This window comes from Streptomyces lydicus, from assembly GCF_000717345.1.
GTDB classification, from domain to species: Bacteria; Actinomycetota; Actinomycetes; order Streptomycetales; family Streptomycetaceae; genus Streptomyces; species Streptomyces lydicus.
The window spans coordinates 154,033-178,536 of the sequence record NZ_JNZA01000015.1 but is presented as its reverse complement, the minus strand read 5'-3'; the positions used below and the strand labels follow the sequence as shown (position 1 = coordinate 178,536).

Sequence of the window (24,504 nt, the reverse complement as noted above, 5' to 3'; positions counted from 1 at the left end):
GGGGTTTCCTCTCGGTGGAACAGCAACCGCCGCAACCGTAGAGCGCCCGTCGATCACTAGTTCAATTTTCAGTCACTTGCGACCCACTCGGCACAGCAGGCGCGCGCATCCCGCGCCTCGGCGTCCGCAAGGTCTACGCGCGTGCATGCGGACATCAAGTTGGCCACATTCACACGGTCTTCATGATTTGCTCACCTCACGGCCCAGGTGGTCCTGCGCTGGCACCTCCAGCTCGGCAACGTCGTCAGACGGCGCCGTGGCGCGCGGCCGGGTCCCGGCCCGAGTGGCGGGCCGGGCCGAGCGCGGCAAATGTGGAGAGTGAGCGCGGTGCGGTCCCGTGGTGCGCCCTGGGCCCGGCGCCTCGTTCCGCCCTGTCCTCCCGGGCCGCCACGGCACGGGAGGCGCCCCCGTCGAGGAGGCCACGATGCCTGAACCCACCCCCGCCTATCAGCCCGGGACCCCCTGTTGGGTCGATCTCGCGGCCCCCGACCAGCAAGCCGCCATCGACTTCTACTCGCAGGTGTTCGGATGGACCGGAGAGATCGGGCCGCCCGAGACCGGCGGCTACGCCGTGTGCCTGCTGAACGGCAAACCGGTGGCCGGCATCATGGCCGCGATGGCCATGGGCGGCCAGCCCCCGCCGCCGACCGTCTGGACCACCTACCTGGCCTCGCGCGACGCGGATGCCGACGCCCAGGCGGTGAGCGACGCCGGCGGCACGATCCTGATGCCCGTGATGGACGTGATGACGCTCGGCCGGATGTGCATCGCCGGCGACCCCACCGGAGCGGTCTTCGGGATCTGGCAGGCCGTGGACTTCCCCGGCGCCGGCATCGTCAACGAGCCCGGTGCGCTGATCTGGAACGAGCTCAACACCACCGACCCCTCGGCCGTCTCCGCCTTCTACAAAGCCGCCCTCGGTATCGAGAGCGCCCCCATGGAAGGCGCCGACAACTACTACGCGCTCAAGGTGAACGACCGCCCGGTGGGCGGAATGCAGCCGATGTCCGAGCAGATGCCGCCGGACACGCCGTCGCACTGGCTCGCGTACTTCGCGGTGACGGACACCGACGAGACCGTCGAGAAGGTGACCGCGGCCGGCGGGGCGGCGCTCCAGCAGCCGTTCGACATGATGGCCGGCCGGATGGCCGTGGTGACCGACCCGCAGGGCGCCACCTTCGCCGTCATCAACCCCAAGCCGATGAACCAGGGCTGATTTCCCGGCACGCCCCGCTGCGCCACGGCGCGGCGGGGCTCGTCGTCCCAGCCGGCGACCCCACCCGACGGCCGCCGTGGCGGTGCCCCTAGGGTCTTGGCCTGTGGCAACTCCGGGATGGATGCCGCCGACGGACACCGAGCGGCGGCTGTGCGAAGCGACGGCGCGTGGTGACCGGGACGGACAGGTCGCGGCGATAGCCGGTGAGGACCTGTATCTCGCGGCGCCGCAGCCGGGCCAGGACCCGCTGCCCGTCTACGACGACCCGGTGGCGGGCGGCACCTGCATCCCCGTCCTGACCCGGGGCATGCTGCCGCCCTGGCAGCCGCAGCAGTTCTTCGACCGGGTCTCGCTGGCGGAGCTGGCGGAGGACTGGCCGAACGACCGGTGGCGGCTCGCGGTCAACCCCGGCACGCCGTGCGCCGCGTACCTCGCCGCGGTCCCCGCACAGCGGGCCGGCTGGCTGCGGGCCCGCGCCCAGGTGGGCGCCCGCCCCGGCGGACTGCTGGTCACCCACTTCGGCGGGCCGCTGCACGGCCCGCTCGCCCTGGGGCTGGCGTGCGGCGCCCCGCTCGCGGTGCAGCACAGCGTGCCGTGGAACGAGCTCGGCACCGTCTTCCTCGACCATGCCGCGGACGCCCGGACGCTGCACGAGCAGTGGTCGGTGACCGACCACGCCGGCTGGCAGCAGCGGCTGGACCAGCTGCTCGGCGGCCAGTTCGTGCCGGCCGGCACCGAGACGGCACTGCGCGCCCGGGCGCAGCGGCCGGCCACCGGGGACGACGGGCGGGACGCCGACGCCCGGGGTCAGGCGCAGCCCGCGGACGCCGGGGACGCCACCGGGGCCACGGCTGACCTCCCCGCGCTGGTGACCTCCTACGAGGAGCGGTTCCGCGCGGACGGACTGCTGCCGCCCGACGGCCGGGTGGTCTCGCTGCGCGCACTGGACCTCGCGCACGCCGTGGCGCTCGTCCGCTGGGGCCTGGGTGCCCGCCTGTGCGCGCCCCAGCAGGCCGAACAGGCGGTGACGCGGGTCGGCGCGCGGGCCCGGGAGACGTACGGCTCGTGGCAGGAGTTCGCCGCGGGTTACGCGCTGGGCCGGGTGCTGGCGTTCGACAACGGCTGGTTCGGGCCGCAGTACGCGGAGACCCTGCACCTCCACCGGGTCCTCACCCAGGACCCGTCCTCGCCGTGGCAGGGCCTGCCCTTCGCCTGAGGGCGGACGGCGCGGGCCGGCGCCGCGCACCGGCCGCAGACGCGGCGACCGGAACGCGGGCCTTCGGTGTAGACGTATGCCATGGATGTAGCGGTTTGCCTGTTCACTTCCGACCTCCGGGTCCACGACCAGCCGGTGCTGCGCGCCGCGCTGCGCTCCGCGAAGCGTGTGGTGCCCCTGTTCGTCGTCGACCGGGGCGTGGCCGACGCGGGCTTCATGGTCCCCAACAGGGCCGCCTTCCTGGCCGGCGCGCTGGCCGCGCTCGACGCGGGACTGCGGGAACACGGCGGCCGGCTGGTCCTCCGTACGGGGGATGTGGTCGCCGAGACCCGCCGGCTCGCCGCCGAGGCCGGCGCCGGGGAGGTGCATGTCGCGGCCGGGGTGAGCGGCTACGCGCTGCGCAGGGAGCGGCGGCTGGCCGACGGACTGGCCGGGGACGGGCGGGCGCTGGTCGTGCACGACGCGGTGATCACGGCGGTGCCGCCCGGTGCGGTACTGCCCTCCGGGCCGGGCCGGGACCACTTCGCGGTGTTCACCCCGTACTTCCGGCGCTGGCAGGCCGAGGGCGTGCGCGCCGTGGTGGCCGCGCCGCGGTCGGTGCCCGTCCCGGAGGCGGTGCGTTCCGGCGCCCTCCCCTCGGCGCGGGACCTGTGCCCGGACGGCACACCGTCACCGGCCCTCCCCGAGGGCGGCGAGGGCGCCGGACGCCGCCTGTTCGGGAACTGGCAGCGCTCCGGGCTGGCCGGCTATCAGGACGGCCAGGACGATCTGGCCGGCGATGCCACCTCGCGGCTGTCGCCGTATCTGCACTTCGGCTGCCTCTCCCCGGTGGAGGTGGTGCACAAGGCGGCCGCGCACGGCGGCGCCGGTGCCGAGGCTTTCGTACGGCAGCTGGCCTGGCGGGACTTCCACCACCAGGTGCTGGCCGCCCGCCACGACGCGGCACGCGCGGACTACCGCACCAGGCACGACCGCTGGCGGTACGACGAGGCCGAGGTGACGGCCTGGAAGGAGGGCCGCACCGGCTACCCGGTGGTCGACGCCGGGATGCGGCAGCTGCTGCACGAGGGCTGGATGCACAACCGGACCCGGATGCTGGTGGCGAGCTTCCTGACCAAGACGCTGTACGTGGACTGGCGAGTGGGCGCGCGGCACTTCCTGGACCTGCTGGTGGACGGCGATCTGGCGAACAACCAGCTCAACTGGCAGTGGATGGCGGGCACCGGCACCGACACCCGGCCCAACCGGGTGCTGAACCCGCTGGTGCAGGCCCGGCGGTTCGACCCGGAGGGTGCCTACGTACGCCGCTGGGTGCCGGAGTTGGCCGGTGTCGAGGGCGCGGCGGTGCACCGGCCCTGGCTGCTGACCGACCCCGGGCCGGCCGCCGGCGGCTATCCGGAACCCGTGGTGGATCTGTCCGACGGGTTGCTGCGGTTCAAGCGGGCGCGCGGGCAGGAGTAGTCCCGCGGCGGTGGTGGACGTACGTCCGGCCGTCGTCCCCGGCCCTCGCCGGGGCCGGAGAGCCACGGCGTCGGGGATGATGCAGGACGTAACCAGGGAGAGGACGGATACGACATGGGCGACAGCGGTATGCGCCGTGGGATGGACCGGACGCTGCTGGACCGCGCGCTCGGCGCGGCGGGACCGCGGAAACCGCCCGGCCGGCCCACCTGGGCCCAGTGCCGCACCGCACTGCGCCGTACGCCGCTGTCCGTGTGGCACGACGATGTGACGGACTGGGCCGCGAGCCTGACGTACTACTCGGTGCTGGCGCTGCTGCCGTCGCTGATCGTCACGGTCTCGCTCATCGGCCTCGCCGACCCGTCGGCCACCGAGCAACTGATCAACCAGATCAGCTCGATCGCGCCCGCCGAGTCGGGGCCGACCGTGCACCGGGCGCTGGTGAGCATGGCGCAACAGCGCACCGCCGCCTGGGTGGTGGTGGGCGGCGCCCTGGTCAGCGCACTGTGGTCGTCGTGCAGCTATCTGGCGGTGTTCCGCCGGGCGCTGCACGCCATGCACCGTACGAAGGACGACCGGCCGCCGTGGCGGAAGGCGCCGCGGATCCTGGTGACCGCGTTGCTGCTGATGGCGCTGCTGATCAGCAGTGCGGTGGCGCTGCTGGTGAGCGGTCCGATCGCGGCCTGGGCGGGGCGGGCGGTCGGGCTCGGCGAGGCCGGCGAGGCGACCTGGAACCTGCTGAAGTGGCCGCTGCTGCTCGTCCTGGCCACGGTCCTCGCGATGGTGCTGTTCCGCTCCGGGCCGCCCAGCTCACGCGGCGTGCGACGGGCCGCCCCCGGTGGGGTGGTCGCCGTCCTGCTGTGGCTGGTGTCGTCGGCCGGCTTTGCCCTCTACGCCTCGTACGTGGGGACCTTCAACCGGCTCTACGGCTCGCTCGCGGGGTCCGTGGTGTTCCTGATCTGGCTGTGGTTCTCACATCTGTCGCTGCTGTCCGGCGCCATGTTCAACGTCGAGCTGGCGCGCGCCGGCCGGGTGGTCAAGCCGCGCTCCGGCGACTGAGGGCGGCTGCCCGGCGGGCCGGGCGCCTCAGCGGGCGCCGTGGGCCGGGGCGATCTCGTCGATACGACGGGCCAGAGCGAAGTCGAGATGCGTGATCCGGCCGCCGATGCTGTGGGTGTTCACCGCGACGCCGAGCCGGTTGTACCCCAGGCTGAGATCGGCGTGGTGGTTCAACTCCTCCTGGATCCGGGCGATGTGCACCACCATCACGGCCGCCGGCAGATGCCCGTGGAAGGCGTAGGTGCGCCGCAGCATCCCTCCCTCGGCGGACCAGCCGGGCAGCTCCGCGAGCCGCTCCTCGATCTCCTTCTCGTCGAGCGGTTCCACCTGAGCGCTCATGGCATCCACCTCTCGCCGTGTGCCGTCACCGGTGAGCCCGGTGACGTCTGCCCGGTCCCGCGCCCCTGCCCGGTCCCGTGTGTCCGCCTGCCGTAGCGCGACCCCACATCTCGATCGTACGTCGCGGCACCCATCGGTTAACGTCACTGCCATGACGACCGCTGCCGTGTCCGAGCCGGCGACGACCACCGGTGTGGGGGCCCTGTTGCGTGAATGGCGCGACCGGCGCCGCATCAGCCAGCTGGAACTGGCGCTCCGCGCCGACTCCTCGGCCCGCCACATCAGCTTCATCGAGACCGGGCGCTCCCGTCCGAGCCAGGAGATGGTGCTGCGCCTCGCCGAGCACCTCGACGTCCCCGTACGGGAGCGCAACGCCCTCCTGATCGCGGCGGGCTACGCCCCCACCTTCCCCGAGACGCCCCTGGACGACCCCGCGATGGACGCCCTGCGCACCGGCATGGAACGGCTGCTGACCGGCTACGAGCCGTTCCCCGCGCTCGTGGTGGACGGCATGTACCACGTACAGGCGGCGAACCGCGGCATCACCATGCTGCTGGAGGGCATCGACCCGGCCCTGCTGCGGCCCCCGCTCAACGCCATGCGGATCACCATGCACCCGGGCGGGCTCGCCCCCCGCATCCGCAACTACCCGGAGTGGCGCGCCCATCTCCTCGCCCAGATGGACCGTCAACTGGCCCTCATGCGCTCGGCACCGCTGCGCGCGCTCTACGACGAGGTGAGCGGCTATCCCCTGCCGCCGGGCAGCGGCGAGCAGAGCACCGGGTCCGCCCATGCCCCCTTCGCCCTCCCCATGGTGATCGAGCACGGAGGCACGGTGCTCTCCTTCCTTTCCACCATCGCCACCTTCAACACCCCCATGGACGTGACGGTCTCCGAACTGGCACTGGAGACCTTCCTCCCTGCCGACCCGGAAACGGCCGCCTATCTCCAGCAACGGGCCCGGTAGCGGCCGGAGTTGCCGCGTACGGCCCGAAGCGGGCCTCTCCGGCTCAGGAGAGGCCCGCTGCTCCCGCTACGCGGCGGCCGGCACCCGGTCGAGAAACCCGGACACGGACCGGATCCGCCCGTCCTCGCCCAGCCGCGCCACATCGAACCCGGCGACCGGCGCCGACCCGTCCGCCGCACTGACCAGCTCCCACCCGAACCGCACCAGGTCGTGGTGCCCGTCCACGTCCCCCACCTGCCGGAACGCGAAGCCGGGGAACTGCCCCTGGGCACCGGCGATGACGGCCGCCAGCCCCTCGTGTCCCGCGACGTCCACCAGCGGGTCGGTGTAGGTGGCCCCCTCGTCGAACGCCACCGCCACGGCCTTCGCGATCGCCTCGTCCGTCCCCGCGTTCCACGCCGCGAAGTACCGCTCAACCGCCGTCGCGTACCGCTCGTCCTGTCCCATGACCCGCTCCTTCTCTTCCACATCTCCGTCAACGAAACGCACTTCACAGACCGGCCCACGGGGCGGAGTGCGCCGCCCCGTGAACCGCTGCCCTCAGCCTGCCGGGCGACGGCGCGGAGGGCGATTACGCGGGAGGTAATGACGGCGGGGCGGGGGATGGCGGCCCCGCCGGCCGACCCACCGCGCGGGGCGTGGCAGGGATGTACGCCGCGCTGTTCAGCGAGTGGAGACGGCCGGGCACCGCTGCTGAAGCCGGAGACCGTCACCGAGTGCGCCCGTCCACCACCGCGGAACCGACCTGATCACCGGCAACGACGACGTCTTCGGCCTGGGCCGCGGTACGGGCGGCCACCGGGCGCCGGGCAGCGAAGTCCCGGGCGCGTCCGAGGGCTGCTCGGCCGGGTGGGTTCGGGGGCGGTGCCGGTTGCCCGGGGGATGGCGTTGCGCAGCTCGTCCGGCGGCATAGCCTTGGGGGTATTGCCTCGCTTGCCCCGGTTTTGTGCCGCTGGGCGGCATCCGGCGGTGACTGCGGCAACCCGCGCCACCCGTGTCGCGGGGGTGGCCGGTGAGCAAACACCGACGAGAGGACAAGCCATGAGCAACCCGAGCCCCGACGAGAACGCCCCTCCGAACGGGTCCGCGGAGGCCGCGGACACCCAGGCCGCCCTGATCGAGCTCGCGAACAGTGTGGCGCTGCTGCCGCAGACCCCGCCGGTGGAGGGCGAGGAGGAGCGCCCCGAGGGCTCCATCGCCCTGCCGGTGATCGAGCAGGACGGCAATCGGTACATTCCCGTGTTCACGACCGAGGAGGCGCTGGTGGCGGCCGGTGGGGACCCTGCCACCGCGCTGCGCATACCGGTCCTCGAGCTGGCCGCGAACTGGCCGGCGGACGACCTGTGGCTGGCGGTGAACCCGTCCGCCGAGGAGGGCCTCGCGCTGCCCGCAGACCTGGTGCGGGCGCTGCCCGTGCTGAGCCAGAGCGGAGGCCAGGTCGGGGCTCCGGGCCAGGTCGGCGGGGACGGGGGCCCACCCCTGCTCTGAGCGCCCGCCCGGGCCGGCTGCCGTTCCCCCCGCCGGAGTGCGGCGCCGCGGTGGCCCGCTCGGGTGCGTACCGACCTCGTCCCGGGCCGGCCGGACGCCGGGCCCGGGGTGGGTGTGGTCAGCCCTACCTCCGGGTGCGGGGAAGCCCCCGGGGGCTCCGGGGGTGGTCCGGCTGTCGGTGGGCGGGGCGGAGCCGAAGACTCGGGGTATGACGACGGGTGGTCTTGGGGTTTCCGCTGCGGACGCGCCGCCGGGCGGTGACGCCGCGGGGCTGTCGCGGCCGGCGGCGGCCGGGTTGCCGAGGTGGCGGCGCGGCTCCTGCGCGGTGCGGATGCCGCTGGTGGGCGCGGCGTACGCCGGGGGCTGGGTGGCCTTCTTCGCCCTCGGGGACAGCTGGTGGCAGCTGGCGGTGGCCGGCGGCTGGGCGCCGGTGTTCGGGCAGATCGCGCTGGTCAGCCATGACCTGGCCCACGGGCGGATCTTCCGCGGGCGGCGGGCGAGCGGGATCGGCGGGCGGCTGTGCGGCAACCTCGGCGTGGGGATGTCGTACGGCTGGTGGATGGAGAGGCGGTCCCGGCAGCACGCCCACCGCCCGCAGGAGGAATTCTCCGCGGAGGGGTCACCGGGCCTCCTGGCATGGGCGCGGCGGCAGGCCGGCGCCGCCGGGGGACCGCCGCGGGGCGTCGGGCGCCACCGGCTGCAGCGGTTCTTTCCGCTGCGCACGCTGGAGGGGTGCCTGCTGCGGGTGGCGAGCATCCGGGCGCTGCGCTCCCCCACACTGACGTGCTGGGGTACGGAGGCCGTGCTGCTGCTGGCGCACCTCACGCTCTACCTCGGTGCGCTGTTCCTGGTGCTGTCGCCCGGCAAGGCGCTGGCGTTCCTGCTGGTGCACCAGGGGGCCTTCGGGATGTTTCTGGGCCGGGCGTTCCCGCCCGCTCACCGGGCCGCGACGAGACCGGCGCAGGCCGGCCGGTGACGCCCGGCCGGACGGCCCGCGCCGGCAGTATCGAGCCCGCCGGGCCGCTCGGCTGGTACGCGACTGCTCAGGTGGTTTCCCGGCCCGCCGGGGCGGCTGCCGGAAGCCGCTCCGGCTCCGGGGACTGCCCCGCCACCTGCGACTGCTCCGCCTCCGGGGCCTCCGGCAGGCGGCCGGTGCGCCGGGCGGCCATCCAGGCGTAGACGAGGATGCCGGCGAACAGGAACAGCACGCCCTGGTAGATCGCGGCGTAGCCGGCGCCGGCGACGAGCCAGAAGGTGAAGCCGAAGGCGGCGAGGGCCAGGACCAGGTCCCGGGCGAAGCGCGCGGGGCGCACCTTGTCGCGGCGGCCGGTGAGGAGGAAGTAGACCTGGGCGCCGGCCGCGAGGAGGTACGGCACGGTGGCGGAGAAGGTCGTGATGAGGACGAGGATGTTGAAGACGCCGCCGGCGCCGATGAAGTAGTTGATGACGGTGAGGGCGCTGGCGAGGACGCCGGCGGCCAGCACGCCGAAGGTGGGGACGCCGCGGCGCTTGATCAGGAAGGGCGCCGGGAAGAGACCGTCCTTCGCGGCGGCGTACGGGGACTGGGCGCTCATCAGCGTCCAGCCGTTGAGGGCCCCGATGATCGAGACGACCGCCGCGCCCGCGACCAGCGTGCCGCCCCAGTGGCCGCCGAACATCGCGTTCACCGCGTCCGAGAACGGGGCCGTGGACCTGACCAGCTTGTCGTGCGCGACCGTGCCGAAGACGGCGAGGGTACCCAGCAGGTAGACCACGGCGGCGCCGAGCGTGCCCAGGACGGTGGCCCGGCCGACGTTCCGCTCCGGATCGCGGACCTCGCCGGCGCTCATCGCGGCGGACTCCACGCCGACGTAGGAGTAGAGGAGGATCGCGGCGGCCGCGGACATCCCGCCGAGCGCGCTGCCGCTGCCCTCGTGGAACGAGCCGAGGTTGTGGGGGTCGAAGAAGAACAGCCCGACGACGGCGATGAACAGCAGCGGAACGAACTTGAGGACGGTGGAGACCAGCTGGACGGCGCCCACGTAGCGGGTGCCGGCGAGGTTGGCGAGGGCCGGCAGCCACAGGGCGCCGAGCGCGACCACGAGATCGGTGCCTGCGGAGGCGTGGCCGGGCACCAGGACGTGCACGTAGCCGACGGCGGCGACCGCCAGCGCGGCGTTGCTGACCCAGGTCATGGTCCAGTACGACCAGGCGGAGAGGAAGCCGGCGAAGTCGCCGAAGGCTTCCCGCGCGTAGACGTAGGGGCCGCCGGTGTGCGGGTGGCGCTCGGCCAGCCGGCCGAAGACCAGGGCCAGGGCGATGGCGCCGACGGTCAGCACGCCGAGGGCGACCAGGCTGATGGTGCCGAACGGTGCCACGGACGCCGGCAGCAGGAAGATGCCACCACCGATGATGTTTCCCATCACCAGGCAGGTGGCGGTCACCAAACTCATCCGGAACGGCTGCTTGGCTTCATTCTGCAGGTCAGTGCCGGTCTCGGGGTGCTGAGCGACAGGGCTGCGGTGCATGCGTGGGGCGTCTCTCGTCGTGCCGGGTGCCCGAGGTCGCCGGGCCACAGCACATGGTCACCGCCGAGGGGCACGCGTCAAAATCGCCGGGAATACTGCGGCCCGGGGCGCCTCCGGGCGAAGGATCTGCGGCCGGACGGCCCTCCGGCCGTAATCCCCCGATCCGCGATGCTCAGTGATCGGACCGTCGACGGCCGGTGCCGACGCCCTTCAGGACCGCCGGTCACCAGGGCCTTCCACGCGCTGCGGCGCTCTCGCTCTGCTCCCCGTCCCGCTTCCCGCCCGCGCGGGCCAGGCCGGGGGTCGGCGCCCGCTACCGGCCGGACGGTTCGTTCGTGGCTTCTTCCAGGGGGAGTTGGGGGCCGTCGGCCTCGCGGAGCCAGCGGCGCAGCACCCGGTGGACGGCCTCGGCACCGGTCAGCGGCTCACCGTCCGGTGAGGGCGGGGTCAGTTCGGCCGGCCAGAGGAGGAAGGGGTGGCTCTGTGCGCCGCCCAGGCCGCCGTGCGAGCCGATCTGCTCCTCGAAGGCGTGCACCGCGCCGGTCGCCGGGTCGCAGGCGGAGTTGATCATGAGGTCGGCGGCGTGCGGGAAGTGGGCGGTGCGGCGTACCGCGGCGGCGGCATCCGCCCCGAACGGCGCCAGCGGGTCGCTGCCGAGCACGCGGCCGGTGTCGAGACGGTGTTCGGCACCGGCCGGACCGAGCACCACGGGGCCGTGCTCGGCCGAGCGGACCAGCACGAAGCCGATGCCGGGGTGGTCGGTGAGGGTGCCGAGCAGGGCCGGGTACCGGCGGTCCAGTTCCTCGCGGGTGATCCGGCCCGGCACGTCGGGGAACGACACCAGGCCCAGGTTGCCGGAGGCCAGCACGAGCGGGTGGGTGGTGTTGCCGTCGCGCTCCACCGGGCCGGCGTCCCCCGGGGCGTCGCCCACGGGTTCCTCGGGGCGGTGCAGGGCGGCGCGCGCGGCTTCCCGGGCCTCGGCACCGCTCGGTGTCCGGCCGGCGCGCCGCCGCACCGGGAGCCCGCAGCCGGCGCGTACGAGGGCGCTCAGGCTCAGGCCGTAGTGCTGGTGGAAGGTCGGGCCGTGGCTCTGGCCGTGGTCGGAGAGCAGCACGATGCGGTAGGGGCGCGGGGCGTGTGCGGCGGCCCTGGCGATCAGTGCGACGGCCCGGTCGAGACTGCGCAGGACCCGGTGGGTGTCGCGGTGCGCGGGCCCCGAGTGGTGGGCCACTTCGTCGTAGGCGACCAGATCGGCGTAGACGGCGGTGCGGCCGGCGAGCAGGTCGCCCATGACGGCGGCGACCACCACATCGCGTTCGACGACGGTGGCGAAGGCCCGGATGACGGGGTACAGGCCGCCGCGTTTGACCCGCGGCAGCTCGCGGCGGCAGCGGGTGCGCAGCGACTGGACGATTTCCCGGACGACCTCGGCGACGAACGAGACGGCGGTGCGGGTGGCGTTGGCCGGGTCGGAGAAGTACGCGAAGTAGCCGGCCCGGGAGCGGTTGTGCCTGCCGCGCCGGGCGGCCACCGACATCACGAGCGCGACCTGGTCGGCACCGCCGCTGAAGAGGTTGCCGCGGCTGGCGCCGTCACAGGCGAGCAGCCCGCCGTCGCCGGTGCGCTCGACGGCCCGGCGCTGGAGTTCGGCGGCGCTGGTGGGGCGGTTGCTGACGACCAGCCGGCCGGTGTCCTTCTCGTACCAGCGGAAGGCGGGCAGGTCCTCGTTGCTGCCGTGCAGCAGGGCGAGCTGGCTGGCGCCGGTCTGGCTGGACCAGTCGGTGCGCCAGGGGGTGAGGCGGTGGCTGGTGCCGGTCCAGCGGGCGACGGTCGGCATCAGGGGCCGCTCGCCGCTGGTCGCCTCGCGCAGCAGATCGTGGCCCAGGCCGTCGAGCTGGAGGAAGACCGTGCCCGGGGTGTCCGGGCGGGGCGCGGCGGGTGCGGCGGCGCCCGGCGAGCCGCACCAGCCTGCGGTGGTACGCCTCGTCGTTGCGGACCGCGAGGAAGGCGGAGGTGGCCGAGGAGGCCGCGGACATCGCGGCCGCGACGATCACCGCGGTCTCCGGTGCGGCCTGGCCGCGGCCCGCCGGGATCAGGTCGAGGGCGAGCAGCAGCAGCGAGCCGTTGAGGAAGAAGACCAGCAGGCCGAGGACGAGCGCCGGCACCAGCAGCAGGGCCCGCACCAGGAGCGGCCACACCAGCGCGCTGAGCAGGCCGAAGGCGCCGGCGCCCAGGGCCGCGGTGAACGCGGTACGGGTGAGGCTGTCGCCGCTGCCCGACTGGAGCCGGAAGTCGGGCAGCAGTGCGGCGAGCAGCAGCAGGGTGAGGCTGGACATCAGCCAGACCGCGAGCACCCGGAAGAGGGCGCCGCCGAACGCTTTCCACCGCGCCATCCGCACGCTCCGTCCCACCGCAGACTCCGGTCCACGCCGGCTGCGCGGCCGTGCCGCCAGCGTGTCACAACGCGGACGAGGGCCGCAGTCCCCGGTGCCCGCGGCGGCCCTTCCCCCGGCAACCGGTTCACCGGTCGGATGGGGGAGGATCGGAGGATGGAGGTCACCTGGTGGGGACATGCCACTGTGACGGTCGAGGACTCCGGAGTGCGGGTGCTGACCGACCCGCTGTTCGTCCGCCGGCTGGCGCATCTGCGGCGCCGGCGGGGGCCGCTGCCGCCCCCGGAGGCCGCGCGCGCCGATCTCGTGCTGGTCTCGCATCTGCACGCCGACCACCTGCACCCCGCGTCGCTGGCCCGGCTCGCGCCGGGGACCCGGCTGGTGGTGCCGCGCGGGGCGGGCGCCGCGGTGCCGGCGCTGCGCAGGGTGGCCGTGGCGCGGGAGCTGCGGGTCACCGAGCTGCGGGCGGGCGAGGAGTGCCGGGCCGGTGCGGTGACGGTGCGGGCGGTGCGGGCGGCGCACGACGGGCGGCGGCTGCCGTACGGGCCGCGCCGGGTGCCCGCGCTCGGTTATGTCGTGCACGGCACGGCGCGGACGTACTTCGCGGGTGACACCGGGCTGTTCGAGGAGCTGACGGACGAGGTCGGGCCGTGCGATGTGGCGCTGCTGCCGGTGGGCGGCTGGGGGCCGTTCCTCGGGCCCGGCCATCTGGACGCGCGGCGGGCCGCGCAGGCGGCGGCGCGGCTGGCGCCGTCCAGCGTGGTGCCGGTGCACTACGGCACGTACTGGCCGATCGGGCTGGATGCCGTACGGCCGCACGAATTCCATGCGCCGGGCGTCGAGTTCGAGCGCCAGGTCGGGCTGATGGCGCCGGAGGTGACGGTGCACCGGCTGGAGCACGGGGCGTCGGTACGGCCGGAGGTCGTGCGGTGAGCGCGTGGACGGCGGCGGCCCTGGCGTCCGCGGCCGCGCTGCCGCGGGCGGGCGAGGTGTGGGCGAGCGTGCCGCCGGAGTCGACGCAGCAGGCGGTGGGGTATCCGTCGCTGTTCCTGCTGGTGGTGCTGGGTTCGCTGGTGCCGGTGGTGCCGACGGGGGCACTGGTCAGCTCGGCCGCGGTGGTCGCGCTCCATCACACCGCGCCGTACTCCCTGCTGTTCGTCTTCGTGGTGGCGGCCAGTGCGGCGTTCCTGGGTGATGTGGGGCTGTACTGGCTCGGGCGGCGCGGCAGTCACTCCCGTAACGGCTCGCGCTGGCTGTCGCGGCTGCGCGACCGCGCCGCGCCCGAGCGGCTGGAGCTGGCGCAGCGCAAGCTGCACCGGCACGGCGTGCTGGTGCTGGTGCTGTCGCGGCTGGTGCCGGCCGGGCGGATCCCGGTCATGCTGGCGTGTCTGCTCTCGGCGATGCCGCTGCGGCGGTTCGTCCGCGGTGACCTCCCGGCGTGTCTGGCGTGGGCGGCGACGTACCAGCTCATCGGGCTGCTGAGCGGTTCGCTGTTCAGCGAGCCGTGGCAGGGGGTGGCGATGGCGGTCGGGCTGGCGGTGGTGATCAGCGCGGCACCGGCCGGGTGGCGGCGCTTCGGTCCCGCCGGGCGCGGCGGCGGGGACGGCGCCTGAGACACCCGGACGGCTCGTCCCCGTACCGTGCCCGCGCGGCGGCCGGGCCGGCTCAGCTCGCGGCCAGGCCCTCCTCGGCCCCGGTCAGCACCCGGGACGCGCCGACCGGCAGGTCCCAGAGGTCCTCGCGGGGCCGGCCGGTGGTGGCCCAGGCGGCGCGGACCCGGCGCAGCGGCTCCAGCGGCGGCTCGCCCGAGAGCAGGAACGTCGACCAGTGCATCGGCACCATGACCCGGGCACCGAGGTCCTGGCAGGCCCGCACCGCCTCCTCCGGGTCGGTGTGCACCGGCCGCAGCATCCAGCGCGGGTCGTACGCGCCGATGGGCAGCAGCGCCAGGTCGATGCCGGGGTAGCGGCGGCCGATCTCCTCGAACCAGTGGCCGTAGCCGGTGTCCCCCGCGAAGTGGACCCGTCGCCCGTCGGGTGCGGTGAGCAGCCAGCCGCCCCACAGGGAACGGCAGGTGTCGGTCAGGGTCCGCTTGCTCCAGTGGTGGGCGGGCACGAAGTCGACCCGCACCGGGCCGCCGGGGGCGGGCAGTTCGACCGCCTCCCACCAGTCCAGGTCGGTGACATGGGTGAAGCCGCGCCGGCGGGCCCAGCGGCCCAGTCCGGCGGGGAGCAGCAGCGGGGTGTCCCGGGGCAGCCGCTTGAGGGTGGGGACGTCGAGGTGGTCGTAGTGGTTGTGGCTGATCAGGACGGCGTCGACCGGCGGCAGGTCCTCCCAGCGCACGCCCACCGGGGTGACCCGGGCGGGCGTACCGAGGATCTTGCGGGACCACACCGGGTCGGTGAGCACGGTCAGGCCGCCGATCCGGATGATCCAGCTCGCGTGCCCGGCCCAGGTGAGCGCGAGGGTGGTGGCGGTGGCGGCGGGCATCGGGCCGGGTTCGAAGGGCAGTTGCTGGATCTCCAGGAGGGTGCCGGGAGCCGGGCGGAGCTTGCCCTCGCGGGCGATCCGGGCGAGCGCCCGGACGCCGGGCAGCGGCGCGGTCAGCCGGTCGGTGAAGTCCCGCGGCCAGGTGCGGGTTTCGCCCAGGGGGCGGGGCTCGGCGAGCGGCGGGGCGGTGGTGGACAGGGCCGGCGCGCGGGCCTGCTCGGCGTACGGGAGCCGCTCGGTGTCGGCGGGCTGCTCGGTGAGGGAGCGCTCGGTCTGTTCGGTCATCGAGGGGCTCCATTCGGTGGACGGTACCGGGGCAGGTGGGGGTGGGTCGCGGGCGGCGCCCGGGGCCGGCGGCTCAGCCGTCCGCGGCGGCCGTGAGGGCGGCCAGTGCGCGCGAGAGGGCGGTCAACGCCTCGCTGATGTGCGGGAGTTCCAGCGGGTCGGGGGCGTCCAGGGCGCGTTGCCGCAGCTCCCGGTCGGTGCCGAGCAGGCCCTCGGCACCGAGCCGGACCCGCAGGGCGCCGGGCGCGTCGCCGAAGCGGTGGCCGCCGCGCGCCGCCCAGGGCGCCAACTTCCTTTCCAGCGCGGTGGATTCGACGATGCCCCGGGTGGCGAGGGGGCGGCGCAGCGGTTCGAGGTCGGCGTACAGGTGGCTGCCCGAGCGGGGCGGGCGGCAGACGGCGCCGGCGTCGGTGACGGTGCGGTGCAGCGCGGCGGCGAGCGTGCCGTGCAGTCTGGCGACGGCGGCGATGCGGGCGCGTACCGCCTCGGGTTCGCCGAGTGCGTGGGTGACGGCGCAGCCCAGCGGGCCGGGCAGCGGGGCGTCGAGGCCGGTGAGCGCGTCCAGCGCGGCGGCCCGCAGCTCGGCGCCCCGGCCGGTGGCGGGGAACCGGGCCAGCGCCACCGGCCAGGCGTCGGGCACGAGTGTGGCCCGCAGGTCGGTGAGGACCACGACCCCGTCGGGCAGCATCTCGGCGGGGCTGAGCACGACGGTGTCGTGCGGATCGTGCAGCAGGTCGCGGCGGGACTCGTCGCTGAGGACCCAGAGCCCCTCCCCGGCCGCCGCCTCACACACCTCGTGCAGCTGTTCGGGCGCCGGGCAGGTGCCGGTCGGGTCGTCGGCGACGGAGAGCACCAGCACCCGCGGGGTGTCGCCGTGCATCCGGGCCCGGTGGACGGTCTCCAGCAGCGCGAACGGATCGGGCATGCCGCCCGACTCCACCGGTACGGGCGCGAGGTGCACCGGCCGCCCGAGCAGCCGGGCGGGTGGCGCGTACCACTCGGCGCAGGGCCGTGGCAGCACCACCCCGCCGTCGGCGGCGGCGTACAGCGCGAGCAGCAGAGCACCCGCCCCGGGCCCGGCCAGGACCTGGCCGGGCCCGGTGTCCAGGCCGCGGCGTTCCCAGTAGCCGCAGGCGGCGATGCGCAGCGGGTCCCCACCGCCCGGCGGCTCGGCGTCGGTGCGGCCGGCGGCCGCGGACAGGTGCGCGGCGAGGTCCGGGAGGACCGGCAGGCCCGGCGGCGGCTCGGGCGGCGGCTCCGGGACGGTCCGCTGCATCCGTACCTCCACTCCACGACGGCGGGTCGATCGTGGGCCCCTCAGACGAGGGGCGGCCCCGACCACCTTGGCAGATCGCGGGGGTGCCGCCCGGGGGCGACACGTCAGCGGGGGCCTAATGGGCCGAGCGCGCCACCGCTTCGTAGTGATGCACCGTCACCACCGCGCCTCTCCCCCAGTCCTGCTGCTCGGTGCGGCGACGGACCCAGCCGCGCCGCTCGTAGAGGGCGATGGCGTCGGTGTTGGTCGACTGGACCTCCAGGACGGGGTTCAGGCCGCGGGCCGCCGCCTCCTCCTCGACGGTCCGCAGCAGGCGCAGGCCGAGACCGAGGCCGCGGGCGGCGGGAGCGACGTACAGCCGGCTGACCTCGCTTCCGCACAGCGCGGCGTGGCCGACGACCCGGCCGTCCGCCTCGGCCACCCAGGCGGCGCTCAGCCCCGCGGGGGTGAGCCAGCCCGGCGGGTCGTCCGGCCAGTGGTGCGGATAGCCGCTGTGGGTGTGAACCTGGGCGAGTACGGCCACGCAGGCATCGAGGTCGGTGTCCCGTCGTCTCCTGATCATCGGGGCATGCAAGCACGTTTTGCCCTCTCCGGGGTACAGGAGCCGCATGCGATCACTACTGAGCAACCTCGACCGGCGCACCTTCAACCTGATCGCCGCGCGGGAGTGGCCGGGAGCGCAGCGGGTGCTGCCCCGGCTGACCCGGAGCGCCAATCACGGGCTGCTGTGGATGGGCATCGCGGCGGGCGGGGCGGCGCTGGGCGGGCGGCCGGCGCGGCGGGCGGCGCTGCGCGGGGTGGCCTCGCTGGCCGTCGCCTCGGCCACGGTGAACACCCTCGGCAAGCGTTCGGTGAGACGGGCGCGACCACTGCTGGACAGCGTGCCGGTGATACGGCGGCTGTCCCACCAGCCGTTCACCTCCTCCTTCCCGTCGGGGCACGCGGCCTCGGCGGTGGCGTTCGCCACCGGGGTCGCCTTCGAGAACAAGTGGTGGGGGCTGGCGCTGGCGCCGGTCGCCGCGTCGGTGGCGTTCTCCCGTGTCTACACGGGCGTGCACTATCCGGGCGATGTGCTGGCGGGGGCGATGCTGGGGGCGGGTGCCGCGTTCGCCGTACGGGGCTTCGCGCCCACCCGGGCCCAGCTGGCGCCGCCGGCCCGGCCGCGCGCCGAGGCGCCCGCGCTGCCCGGCGGGCGCGGTCTGGTGGTGGTGGCGAACCAGGGTTCGGGGGCGCGCACCGGCACCCGCCCGGACCGGAGCGACGAGGTGCACGGGGTGCTGCCGGAGGCCGAGGTGGTGATGTCCGACGGGCCGGACGGGCAGCCGCTGGAGAAGGTACTGGAGGCAGCCGCGGAACGGGCGCGGGAGTTGGGCGGTGCGCTGGGCGTGCTCGGCGGGGACGGCACGGTCAACGCCGCGGCGGGGGTCGCGGCGCGGTACGGGCTGCCGCTGGCGGTGCTGCCCGGCGGGACGCTGAACCACTTCGCCTACGACCTGGGGGTGGAGACCGTCGCGGCGGCGGCGCGGGCCGTGGAGACCGGTGAGGCGGTCGCGGTGGACCTGGCGCGCTTCCGGACCGAGCCGCACAAGCAGGGGCAGAACTTCCTCAACACCTTCTCGGTCGGGGTGTATCCGGAGCTGGTGCGGATCCGGGAGCGGTGGGCCGGCCGGATCGGCGCCTGGCCGGCCGGGGTGCTCGCGGCGTGGGAGGTGCTGCGCAGCGCCGAGCCGCTGAGCGTGCTGATCAACGGCCGGCAGCGGGAGGTGTGGCTGCTGTTCGTCGGCAACTGCCAGTACCGGGGGCTGGGGTTCGCGCCGGTGCGCCGGCACGACCTGGCGGACGGGGTGCTCGACGTGCGGGTGGTGCACGGTGGCCGGCTGGCCCGGACCCGGCTGCTCGCCGCGGCTCTGATGGGGACCCCGCGCAGCTCGCCGGTGCTCGGCGAGGCCCGGCTGCGGCGACTGCGGATCGGTGGGCTCCCGAACGGCGCGACGGTCGCGTTCGACGGTGAAGTCGCCAACGTCCGAGGCGAGTTGACACTGGAGAAGGATCTGGAGGCGCTGACGGTGTACCGCCTGCTGCCCGATTAGCGGGGAAGGGTAGTGATCGCATTATGAGACGCCACTCTCATGATGCGAGACCGCGGCGTACGGTGTGAGCTCCACGCCGCAGCCTTGCGAAGGAGCTGGACCATGCCGCAGGAGACCGCCGTCTACACCCACGGCCACCACGAGTCCGTACTGCGCTCCCACACCTGGCGCACCGCCGCCAACTCGGCCGGATACCTGCTCGATTCGCTGAAGCCGCACATGCGGATCCTGGACATCGGCTGCGGGCCGGGCACCATCACCGCCGACCTGGCCGCGCTGGTCCCGGACGGGCAGGTCACCGGCCTGGAGTACGCGCCCGAGGTGCTGGCGCAGGCGCGCGCCACCGCCGCCGGGCGCGGGCTGGACAACGTCAGCTTCGCGGTCGGCGATGTCCACGCGCTGGACTACCCCGACGACACCTTCTGCGTCGTCCACGCCCATCAGGTGCTCCAGCACGTGGGCGACCCCGTCCAGGCGCTGCGCGAGATGCGCCGGGTCACCAAACCGGGCGGGCTCGTCGCCGTCCGCGATGCGGACTACTCGGCGATGACCTGGTACCCGGAGGTGGCGGGGATGACCGACTGGCAGCGGCTGTATCTGCGGGTGGCCCGCGCCAACGGGGGCGAGCCGGACGCCGGGCGCCGGCTGCACGCCTGGGCCCGGCAGGCCGGCTTCGCGCCGGAGGCGGTCACCGCCACCGCCGGCACCTGGTGCTACCGGACCCCGGCCGAGCGGTCCTGGTGGAGCGAGCTGTGGGCGGACCGCACGGTCAGCTCCTCGTACGCGCGGATCGCGGTCGGCAGCGGGCACGCCACACGGGAGGAGCTGGACCGGATCTCCCGGGCCTGGCGGACCTGGGGAGCCGAGGAGGACGGCTGGTTCGCGGTGCTGCACGGCGAGATCCTCTGCCGGGTGTGACCGGGCGCGGGGCCCTCCGTCCTGACGCGGACGGCTCCGCACCTTCCCCCTGACGGCCCAGCGCCACCCCCTTTCGGGCAGATAAATCCTATTAATGCCGGTATGGATGAGTCGTGACCCGACAACGACTGGCCTCCATAGCCGCGCTGACCGCAGCCCTGGCGGCGGGCTGCGGTACCCAGCCGACCGCCGCCCCCGACCACCCCTCCCCACCCGCCCGGCCGGGCGCCGCCCAGGCGTCCACCGCGCCCGGCTTCACCCTCCTGGCCACCGGCGACGTGCTGCCGCACGGCGAGATAATCAAGCAGTCCGGCAGCGACGCGCACGGCGACGGCCATGACTTCCACGCGATGTTCGCCGGGGTGAAGCCGGTGGTCTCCGCCGCCGACCTGGCGATCTGCCACATGGAGACGATCTACGCCAAGGACAGCGGGCCGTTCACCGGGTACCCCGCCTTCAAGTCCCCGCCCCAGGTTGCCGCCGCCCTCAAGGACGCCGGCTACGACTCCTGCTCCACCGCCTCCAACCACACCCTGGACGACGGCGCGGACGGTGTGCGCCGCACCCTCGGCGCGATGGACGCGGTCGGTCTGCGGCACACCGGCTCGGCCCGCTCCGCCGCCGAGGCCGCCCGGCCCGATCTCCTCACGGCCGGCGGCGCGAAGGTCGCCCAGCTCTCGTACACGTACGGGACCAACGGGATCCCGCTGCCCGACAAGGCGCCCTGGACGGTCAACCTGATCAACCAGAAGAAAATCATCGAGGATGCCCGGGCGGCCCGCAGGGCGGGCGCGGACGTGGTCGTCGTCAGCATCCACTGGGGCACCGAATGGCAGCAGCCGATCGACGAGCAACAGCGCACCCTGGCACGGGCGTTGACCGCCTCGCGAACCGGTGACCGGCCGGACGTCGACCTCATCCTGGGCACCCACGCGCACATCCCGCAGGCGTACGAGAAGGTCAACGGCACCTGGGTCGTCTACGGCATGGGCGACCAGCTCGCCGGTCACATGTTCAACCACAGCGACCAGCCGGACGGCCGTGGCAACCTGAGCTCGATGGCCCGCTTCACCTTCGCCGCGCCGGCCCGGCCGGGGCAGCGCTGGACGGTCCGCAAGGCGGAGTTCATCCCCCAACTCACCGATGTCAACGACCGGTTCCGAATCGTCAACCTCAACGCGGCGCTCGCGGCGCAGCCCGGCCGCGGCGACTACGCCAGGGCCCGCGACGCCATCCGGGACGCCGTCCTGGCCCGCGGCGCGGATCGGTCCGGGCTGATCATGGCCAAGTGATCGCGCACCGGCGGGCAGCCCAACTAGGGTTGCCCGCATGGACATTCTCGGGACCTCATTGCGGGTGTGCGTCGGTGATCTCAATGCCGCGATCGACGTCTATGAACGGCTGACCGGCGCCGAGGCGATCCGGTTCCAGCGCGGCGGAGTGGCGGTCGCGGCCGTCGGGTGCTTCTTCCTGATGAGCGGTCCCGAGGCGGAGCTCTCGGTGCTGCGGAAGATCACCGCCACGCTCGCCGTGCAGGACGTCGACGAGGCGGTGGCCGACCTGAAGGCCGTCGGCGCGGACATCATCGCCGGTCCGCTGCCGACGCCCATCGGCCGCAACCTGGTGGCCCGTCACCCGGACGGTTCGATCTTCGAGTATGTCGACCGCCGGCAGGGCGCGGAGGGCTGAGCAGCCCCCCGCGCCCCCGCCGTCACGACCCGGTGCTCAGGACATCTCCAGGACGATCTTGCCGCGGGTGCGGCCCTCCTGGCTGCGACGGAGCGCCTCGGCGGCCTCCGACAGCGGGAAGACCGCGTCGACGTGCACCGTCAGCTTTCCGGCGTCCGCGAGCGCACCGAGCGCGGTCAGACCGGCGCTGTCCGGGCGCACCCACACCAGGTGGCCGCCCTTCTGCGTGACCTCGCCGTCAGCGATGGAGGCCACCCGGCCGCGGTCCTTGAGCAGTTCCTGCGACAGGTCGACGACGCCGCCGCCGACGAAGTCCAGCGCCACGTCGACGCCTTCGGGGGCCAGCGCGCGCACCCGGTCGGCGAGGCCCTCGCCGTAGGTGACCGGCTCGGCGCCCAGGGACCGCAGGAAGTCGTGGTTGCGCTCGCTGGCGGTGCCGATGACGCGGACGCCCTGGGCCACCAGGATCTGGACGGCGAGCGAGCCGACGCCGCCGGCCGCGGCGTGCACCAGGGCCGTCTCGCCCGCCGCGGTGCCCACCCGGCGGCTCGCCTGATAGGCGGTCAGCCCGGCGAGCGGCAGCCCGGCGGCCTGCTGCCAGTCGAGCGCGGCGGGCTTGCGGGCCAGGGTCCGCACCGGGGCGGCGACCAACTCGGCGTAGGTCCCGTGCTGGATCTCGTCCTTGCGGACGTAGCCCATGACCTCGTCGCCGACCTCGTACTCGGGAACGTCCGCGCCGAGCGCCTCGACCACACCCGCCACGTCCCACCCCGGGATGAGCGGGAAGTGCGCGTCCACCATCGGGTCCAGATAGCCCGCGAGGACCTTCCAGTCGACGGGGTTGACCCCGGCCGCCTTGACCCGGATCAGGACCGAGTCCGGGGCCACCTTGGGGTCGGGCTGGTCGCCGTACTCGAGGACGTCGGGGTCGCCGTAACGCTTCGCACTGATTGCCTTCATGATCGCCACAACGTGTGACGGCCCGGGATCATTCCTGGCCCGGGGAGAAGGTCACCGGATCGGCGCACGCCGCCCGGGCCCGGCCCGGTCAGCAGGGCTGCGCTCCCAGCGCGCGCAACAGGAACGGCAGCAGTTCGCGGACCGCCGCGTCGCCGGAGGAGGAGTCGTCGGTCGTGCCCGCGTGCGCCGCGTCGGGGGTCAGGAAGAGCCTGCTGACCATCGAGCCGACGACCAGGTCGGCGAGCACGTGGGAGTCCTTGAGCGGCGGGATGTCGCCGCGGTCGACCGCGCGGCGCACCACCGTGGCGGCCCGGTCGCGGACCGGCTGGATGATCGCGGTGTCCAGCACCCGGGCCAGCGCCTCGTTGTGCGCGGCTTCGCCGATGAGGACGTGCAGCAGCCGGCCGCCGGGGCCCTGGAGCGTGCCGGCCTTGTCGCGCAGCAGCACGGCCAGGTCGCCTTCGAGGCTGCCGGTGTCCGGCTGCGGGCCGAGGTCGCTCGCCCAGCGGACGGCGGTGCCCACGACCAGGTCTTCCTTGGAGCGCCAGCGGCGGTAGAGGGTCGCGGTGGAGACCCCCGCCCGTTTGGCGACCGCCGCGGTGGTCAGCCCGCCGTAGCCGCTCTCCTGGAGGACCTGGACGGTGGCCTCCAGCAGGGCCCGGTCGCGTCCGGCGTCGCGCGGGCGGCCCCGGGCCGGCTGCCGCCCGGCGGGGGCGGTCTGATTGCTGTCGGTACGTTCGGCCACCCCCGGAGTCTACCGGTCACCCATTACGAAACGAAAAGTTTTCGTTTCATGTAGCCTCGGCGGCATGGCATCGCACACCCCCGTCACCGCCCCCACCACCGAGCTGGACGCCGCCGCCCTGGTCGGCCGCCTCCGCCGCACCTTCGCCACCCGCCGCACCGCCTCCCCGGACTGGCGTCGCGGCCAGCTCGAAGCCCTGCGCACCCTGCTCACCGAGCACCGCGACGAGTTCCTCGACGCGCTCGCCGCCGACCTCGGCAAGGGCCCCGAGGAGGGCTACCGCACCGAAATCGGCTTCACCCTCAACGAGATCGAGCACACCCTCGACCGGCTCGACGACTGGCTGGCGCCGCGCCCCGCCGAACTTCCCGAACGGCTGCTCCCGGCGACGGCCCGGGTGGTCCGCGAACCGCTCGGCACCGTTTTGGTGATCGCCCCCTGGAACTACCCGCTCCAGCTGGCCCTCGCCCCGCTCGTCGGCGCCCTCGCCGCGGGCAACTGCGCCGTCGTCAAGCCCAGCGAACTCGCCCCCGCGACCTCGGCCGCGCTCGCCCGGCTGCTGCCCCGCCATCTGGACCCCGAGGCGGTGGCCGTCGTCGAGGGCGCGGTCCCGGAGACCACCGCACTGCTCGCCGAGCGCTTCGACCACATCTTCTACACCGGCAACGGCACCGTCGGCCGGATCGTGATGGCGGCCGCCGCGCGGCATCTGACGCCGGTCACCCTGGAGCTCGGCGGCAAGAGCCCCGTGGTCCTCGACCGGGGCACGGACCTGGCGGCCGCCGCCCGGCGGCTGGTCGCCGGCAAGTTCCTCAACGCCGGCCAGACCTGCGTCGCGCCCGACTACGTCCTCGCGATCGGCGAGACCGCCCGGGCCGTCGAACCGCACCTCGCCGAGGCCGTCCGCGAGGCGTACGGCGACGATCCGGCGACCGCCCCGGAGTACGGACGGATCGTCAACGAACGGCACTTCGACCGGCTGACCGCCCTCCTCGACAGCGGCCGCACCGTCCTCGGCGGCACCCACCACCGCGCCGACCGCTACCTCGCACCCACCGTGCTCGCCGACGTCTCCCCCGACTCCCCGGTGATGCGGGAGGAGATCTTCGGCCCGGTGCTGCCGATCGTGCCGGTGCCGGACCTGGACGCGGCGATCGCCTTCATCAACGACCGCGACAAGCCGCTGGCGCTGTACGCCTTCACCGAGTCCGACCACACCAAGCACCGCCTCCTGACCGAGACGTCCTCCGGCGCGCTCACCTTCGGGCTGCCGGTCGCCCATCTCACCGCCCCCGACCTGCCGTTCGGCGGGGTCGGCGAGAGCGGCATGGGCCGCTACCACGGCGAGTACTCGCTCGACACCTTCAGCCACACCAAGGCGGTACTGGACAAGCCACTGGGATGA

22 protein-coding genes and 1 pseudogene are annotated in these 24,504 nt (G+C 74.3%); 14 read left to right on the top strand and 9 right to left on the bottom strand.

Annotated features, from left to right (window positions below):
• Positions 1-424 precede the first annotated feature (424 nt).
• The 4 genes from OO62_RS17110 (at position 425) to OO62_RS17095 (ending at position 4,952) form a co-directional block, all read left to right on the top strand.
• Positions 425-1,216, top strand: a complete 792-nt coding sequence (locus tag OO62_RS17110) for a VOC family protein (protein WP_033268273.1) — start codon at positions 425-427, stop codon at positions 1,214-1,216.
• Between the two features lie 121 nt (positions 1,217-1,337).
• Positions 1,338-2,432, top strand: coding sequence for a DUF1266 domain-containing protein (locus OO62_RS17105; protein WP_051733315.1), 1,095 nt, complete (start codon positions 1,338-1,340; stop codon positions 2,430-2,432).
• A gap of 81 nt (positions 2,433-2,513) precedes the next feature.
• Entirely contained in the window at positions 2,514-3,893 is a 1,380-nt protein-coding gene (locus OO62_RS17100) for a cryptochrome/photolyase family protein (protein WP_033268271.1), read from the top strand.
• Positions 3,894-4,007: 114 nt separating this feature from the next.
• The gene (locus tag OO62_RS17095; RefSeq protein WP_033268270.1) at positions 4,008-4,952 is read left to right on the top strand and encodes a YihY/virulence factor BrkB family protein; all 945 of its coding nucleotides are present in this window, start codon (positions 4,008-4,010) and stop codon (positions 4,950-4,952) included.
• 27 nt (positions 4,953-4,979) lie between these two features.
• Here the strand turns inward: OO62_RS17095 and OO62_RS17090 are convergent, their stop codons facing one another.
• Positions 4,980-5,291 (bottom strand): 4a-hydroxytetrahydrobiopterin dehydratase, encoded by a 312-nt coding sequence (locus tag OO62_RS17090; RefSeq protein ID WP_033268269.1) that lies wholly within the window; start codon positions 5,289-5,291, stop codon positions 4,980-4,982.
• A gap of 151 nt (positions 5,292-5,442) precedes the next feature.
• On the opposite strand from OO62_RS17090, the gene OO62_RS17085 reads away from it, so the two are divergent.
• Positions 5,443-6,258, top strand: a complete 816-nt coding sequence (locus OO62_RS17085) for a helix-turn-helix domain-containing protein (RefSeq protein WP_051733313.1) — start codon at positions 5,443-5,445, stop codon at positions 6,256-6,258.
• A gap of 66 nt (positions 6,259-6,324) precedes the next feature.
• On the opposite strand, the gene OO62_RS17080 is transcribed toward OO62_RS17085, so the two are convergent.
• Positions 6,325-6,705 carry a nuclear transport factor 2 family protein gene (locus tag OO62_RS17080; protein ID WP_033268268.1) on the bottom strand — a complete coding sequence of 127 codons (381 nt, stop codon included), beginning with the start codon at positions 6,703-6,705 and terminating at the stop codon, positions 6,325-6,327.
• Between the two features lie 594 nt (positions 6,706-7,299).
• Here OO62_RS17080 and OO62_RS17075 point away from each other — a divergent pair.
• Both OO62_RS17075 and OO62_RS17070 read left to right on the top strand, forming a co-directional pair.
• Positions 7,300-7,746, top strand: coding sequence for an SseB family protein (locus OO62_RS17075; RefSeq protein ID WP_033268267.1), 447 nt, complete (start codon positions 7,300-7,302; stop codon positions 7,744-7,746).
• Between the two features lie 208 nt (positions 7,747-7,954).
• Positions 7,955-8,722 (top strand): fatty acid desaturase, encoded by a 768-nt coding sequence (locus OO62_RS17070; protein WP_129322891.1) that lies wholly within the window; start codon positions 7,955-7,957, stop codon positions 8,720-8,722.
• A 67-nt stretch (positions 8,723-8,789) separates the two neighbouring features.
• Here OO62_RS17070 and OO62_RS17065 read toward each other — a convergent pair whose 3' ends face one another.
• A complete protein-coding gene (locus tag OO62_RS17065; RefSeq protein ID WP_051733335.1) occupies positions 8,790-10,178 on the bottom strand; it encodes an amino acid permease in 1,389 nt (462 codons plus the stop codon).
• A 388-nt stretch (positions 10,179-10,566) separates the two neighbouring features.
• Positions 10,567-12,646, bottom strand: a pseudogene (locus OO62_RS36500) (phage holin family protein).
• Positions 12,647-12,802: 156 nt separating this feature from the next.
• On the opposite strand from OO62_RS36500, the gene OO62_RS17055 reads away from it, so the two are divergent.
• Entirely contained in the window at positions 12,803-13,579 is a 777-nt protein-coding gene (locus OO62_RS17055; protein WP_033268266.1) for an MBL fold metallo-hydrolase, read from the top strand.
• 38 nt (positions 13,580-13,617) lie between these two features.
• Positions 13,618-14,259: a DedA family protein gene (locus OO62_RS17050; protein ID WP_033268339.1), complete on the top strand. Its 642-nt coding sequence runs from the start codon at positions 13,618-13,620 to the stop codon at positions 14,257-14,259.
• 52 nt (positions 14,260-14,311) lie between these two features.
• On the opposite strand, the gene OO62_RS17045 is transcribed toward OO62_RS17050, so the two are convergent.
• The 3 genes from OO62_RS17045 to OO62_RS17035 form a co-directional block, all read right to left on the bottom strand.
• On the bottom strand, positions 14,312-15,421 hold the full coding sequence (locus OO62_RS17045; protein ID WP_033268265.1) for an MBL fold metallo-hydrolase: 1,110 nt from the start codon (positions 15,419-15,421) through the stop codon (positions 14,312-14,314).
• Between the two features lie 73 nt (positions 15,422-15,494).
• A complete protein-coding gene (locus tag OO62_RS17040; RefSeq protein WP_033268264.1) occupies positions 15,495-16,697 on the bottom strand; it encodes an aminotransferase class I/II-fold pyridoxal phosphate-dependent enzyme in 1,203 nt (400 codons plus the stop codon).
• Between the two features lie 115 nt (positions 16,698-16,812).
• Positions 16,813-17,259: a GNAT family N-acetyltransferase gene (locus OO62_RS17035; RefSeq protein ID WP_051733308.1), complete on the bottom strand. Its 447-nt coding sequence runs from the start codon at positions 17,257-17,259 to the stop codon at positions 16,813-16,815.
• Between the two features lie 46 nt (positions 17,260-17,305).
• Between OO62_RS17035 and OO62_RS17030 the strand changes: the two genes are divergently transcribed.
• From OO62_RS17030 to OO62_RS17015, 4 genes are all read left to right on the top strand, one after another.
• Positions 17,306-18,787 carry a bifunctional phosphatase PAP2/diacylglycerol kinase family protein gene (locus OO62_RS17030; protein WP_033268263.1) on the top strand — a complete coding sequence of 494 codons (1,482 nt, stop codon included), beginning with the start codon at positions 17,306-17,308 and terminating at the stop codon, positions 18,785-18,787.
• Between the two features lie 102 nt (positions 18,788-18,889).
• Positions 18,890-19,705, top strand: coding sequence for a class I SAM-dependent methyltransferase (locus OO62_RS17025; RefSeq protein ID WP_033268262.1), 816 nt, complete (start codon positions 18,890-18,892; stop codon positions 19,703-19,705).
• A 113-nt stretch (positions 19,706-19,818) separates the two neighbouring features.
• Complete coding sequence (locus OO62_RS17020; protein WP_033268261.1) at positions 19,819-20,997, top strand: CapA family protein; 1,179 nt, start codon at positions 19,819-19,821, stop codon at positions 20,995-20,997.
• A 37-nt stretch (positions 20,998-21,034) separates the two neighbouring features.
• On the top strand, positions 21,035-21,394 hold the full coding sequence (locus OO62_RS17015; protein ID WP_033268260.1) for a VOC family protein: 360 nt from the start codon (positions 21,035-21,037) through the stop codon (positions 21,392-21,394).
• Positions 21,395-21,430: 36 nt separating this feature from the next.
• Here the strand turns inward: OO62_RS17015 and OO62_RS17010 are convergent, their stop codons facing one another.
• Positions 21,431-22,354, bottom strand: coding sequence for an NADP-dependent oxidoreductase (locus OO62_RS17010; RefSeq protein ID WP_033268337.1), 924 nt, complete (start codon positions 22,352-22,354; stop codon positions 21,431-21,433).
• 88 nt (positions 22,355-22,442) lie between these two features.
• Positions 22,443-23,099, bottom strand: a complete 657-nt coding sequence (locus OO62_RS17005) for a TetR/AcrR family transcriptional regulator (protein ID WP_033268259.1) — start codon at positions 23,097-23,099, stop codon at positions 22,443-22,445.
• A gap of 64 nt (positions 23,100-23,163) precedes the next feature.
• On the opposite strand from OO62_RS17005, the gene OO62_RS17000 reads away from it, so the two are divergent.
• The gene (locus tag OO62_RS17000) at positions 23,164-24,504 is read left to right on the top strand and encodes an aldehyde dehydrogenase family protein (protein WP_033268258.1); all 1,341 of its coding nucleotides are present in this window, start codon (positions 23,164-23,166) and stop codon (positions 24,502-24,504) included.

Excerpts from the sequence above, each read along its gene's own strand:
- OO62_RS17110 (WP_033268273.1), top strand. The coding sequence starts at position 425 with ATGCCTGAACCCACCCCCGCCTATCAGCCCGGGACCCCCTGTTGGGTC.
- OO62_RS17105 (WP_051733315.1), top strand. The coding sequence starts at position 1,338 with ATGCCGCCGACGGACACCGAGCGGCGGCTGTGCGAAGCGACGGCGCGT.
- OO62_RS17100 (WP_033268271.1), top strand. The coding sequence starts at position 2,514 with ATGGATGTAGCGGTTTGCCTGTTCACTTCCGACCTCCGGGTCCACGAC.
- OO62_RS17095 (WP_033268270.1), top strand. The coding sequence starts at position 4,008 with ATGGGCGACAGCGGTATGCGCCGTGGGATGGACCGGACGCTGCTGGAC.
- OO62_RS17090 (WP_033268269.1), bottom strand. The coding sequence starts at position 5,291 with ATGAGCGCTCAGGTGGAACCGCTCGACGAGAAGGAGATCGAGGAGCGG.
- OO62_RS17085 (WP_051733313.1), top strand. The coding sequence starts at position 5,443 with ATGACGACCGCTGCCGTGTCCGAGCCGGCGACGACCACCGGTGTGGGG.
- OO62_RS17080 (WP_033268268.1), bottom strand. The coding sequence starts at position 6,705 with ATGGGACAGGACGAGCGGTACGCGACGGCGGTTGAGCGGTACTTCGCG.
- OO62_RS17075 (WP_033268267.1), top strand. The coding sequence starts at position 7,300 with ATGAGCAACCCGAGCCCCGACGAGAACGCCCCTCCGAACGGGTCCGCG.
- OO62_RS17070 (WP_129322891.1), top strand. The coding sequence starts at position 7,955 with ATGACGACGGGTGGTCTTGGGGTTTCCGCTGCGGACGCGCCGCCGGGC.
- OO62_RS17065 (WP_051733335.1), bottom strand. The coding sequence starts at position 10,178 with ATGAGTTTGGTGACCGCCACCTGCCTGGTGATGGGAAACATCATCGGT.
- OO62_RS17055 (WP_033268266.1), top strand. The coding sequence starts at position 12,803 with ATGGAGGTCACCTGGTGGGGACATGCCACTGTGACGGTCGAGGACTCC.
- OO62_RS17045 (WP_033268265.1), bottom strand. The coding sequence starts at position 15,421 with ATGACCGAACAGACCGAGCGCTCCCTCACCGAGCAGCCCGCCGACACC.
- OO62_RS17040 (WP_033268264.1), bottom strand. The coding sequence starts at position 16,697 with ATGCAGCGGACCGTCCCGGAGCCGCCGCCCGAGCCGCCGCCGGGCCTG.
- OO62_RS17035 (WP_051733308.1), bottom strand. The coding sequence starts at position 17,259 with ATGATCAGGAGACGACGGGACACCGACCTCGATGCCTGCGTGGCCGTA.
- OO62_RS17030 (WP_033268263.1), top strand. The coding sequence starts at position 17,306 with ATGCGATCACTACTGAGCAACCTCGACCGGCGCACCTTCAACCTGATC.
- OO62_RS17025 (WP_033268262.1), top strand. The coding sequence starts at position 18,890 with ATGCCGCAGGAGACCGCCGTCTACACCCACGGCCACCACGAGTCCGTA.
- OO62_RS17015 (WP_033268260.1), top strand. The coding sequence starts at position 21,035 with ATGGACATTCTCGGGACCTCATTGCGGGTGTGCGTCGGTGATCTCAAT.
- OO62_RS17010 (WP_033268337.1), bottom strand. The coding sequence starts at position 22,354 with ATGAAGGCAATCAGTGCGAAGCGTTACGGCGACCCCGACGTCCTCGAG.
- OO62_RS17000 (WP_033268258.1), top strand. The coding sequence starts at position 23,164 with ATGGCATCGCACACCCCCGTCACCGCCCCCACCACCGAGCTGGACGCC.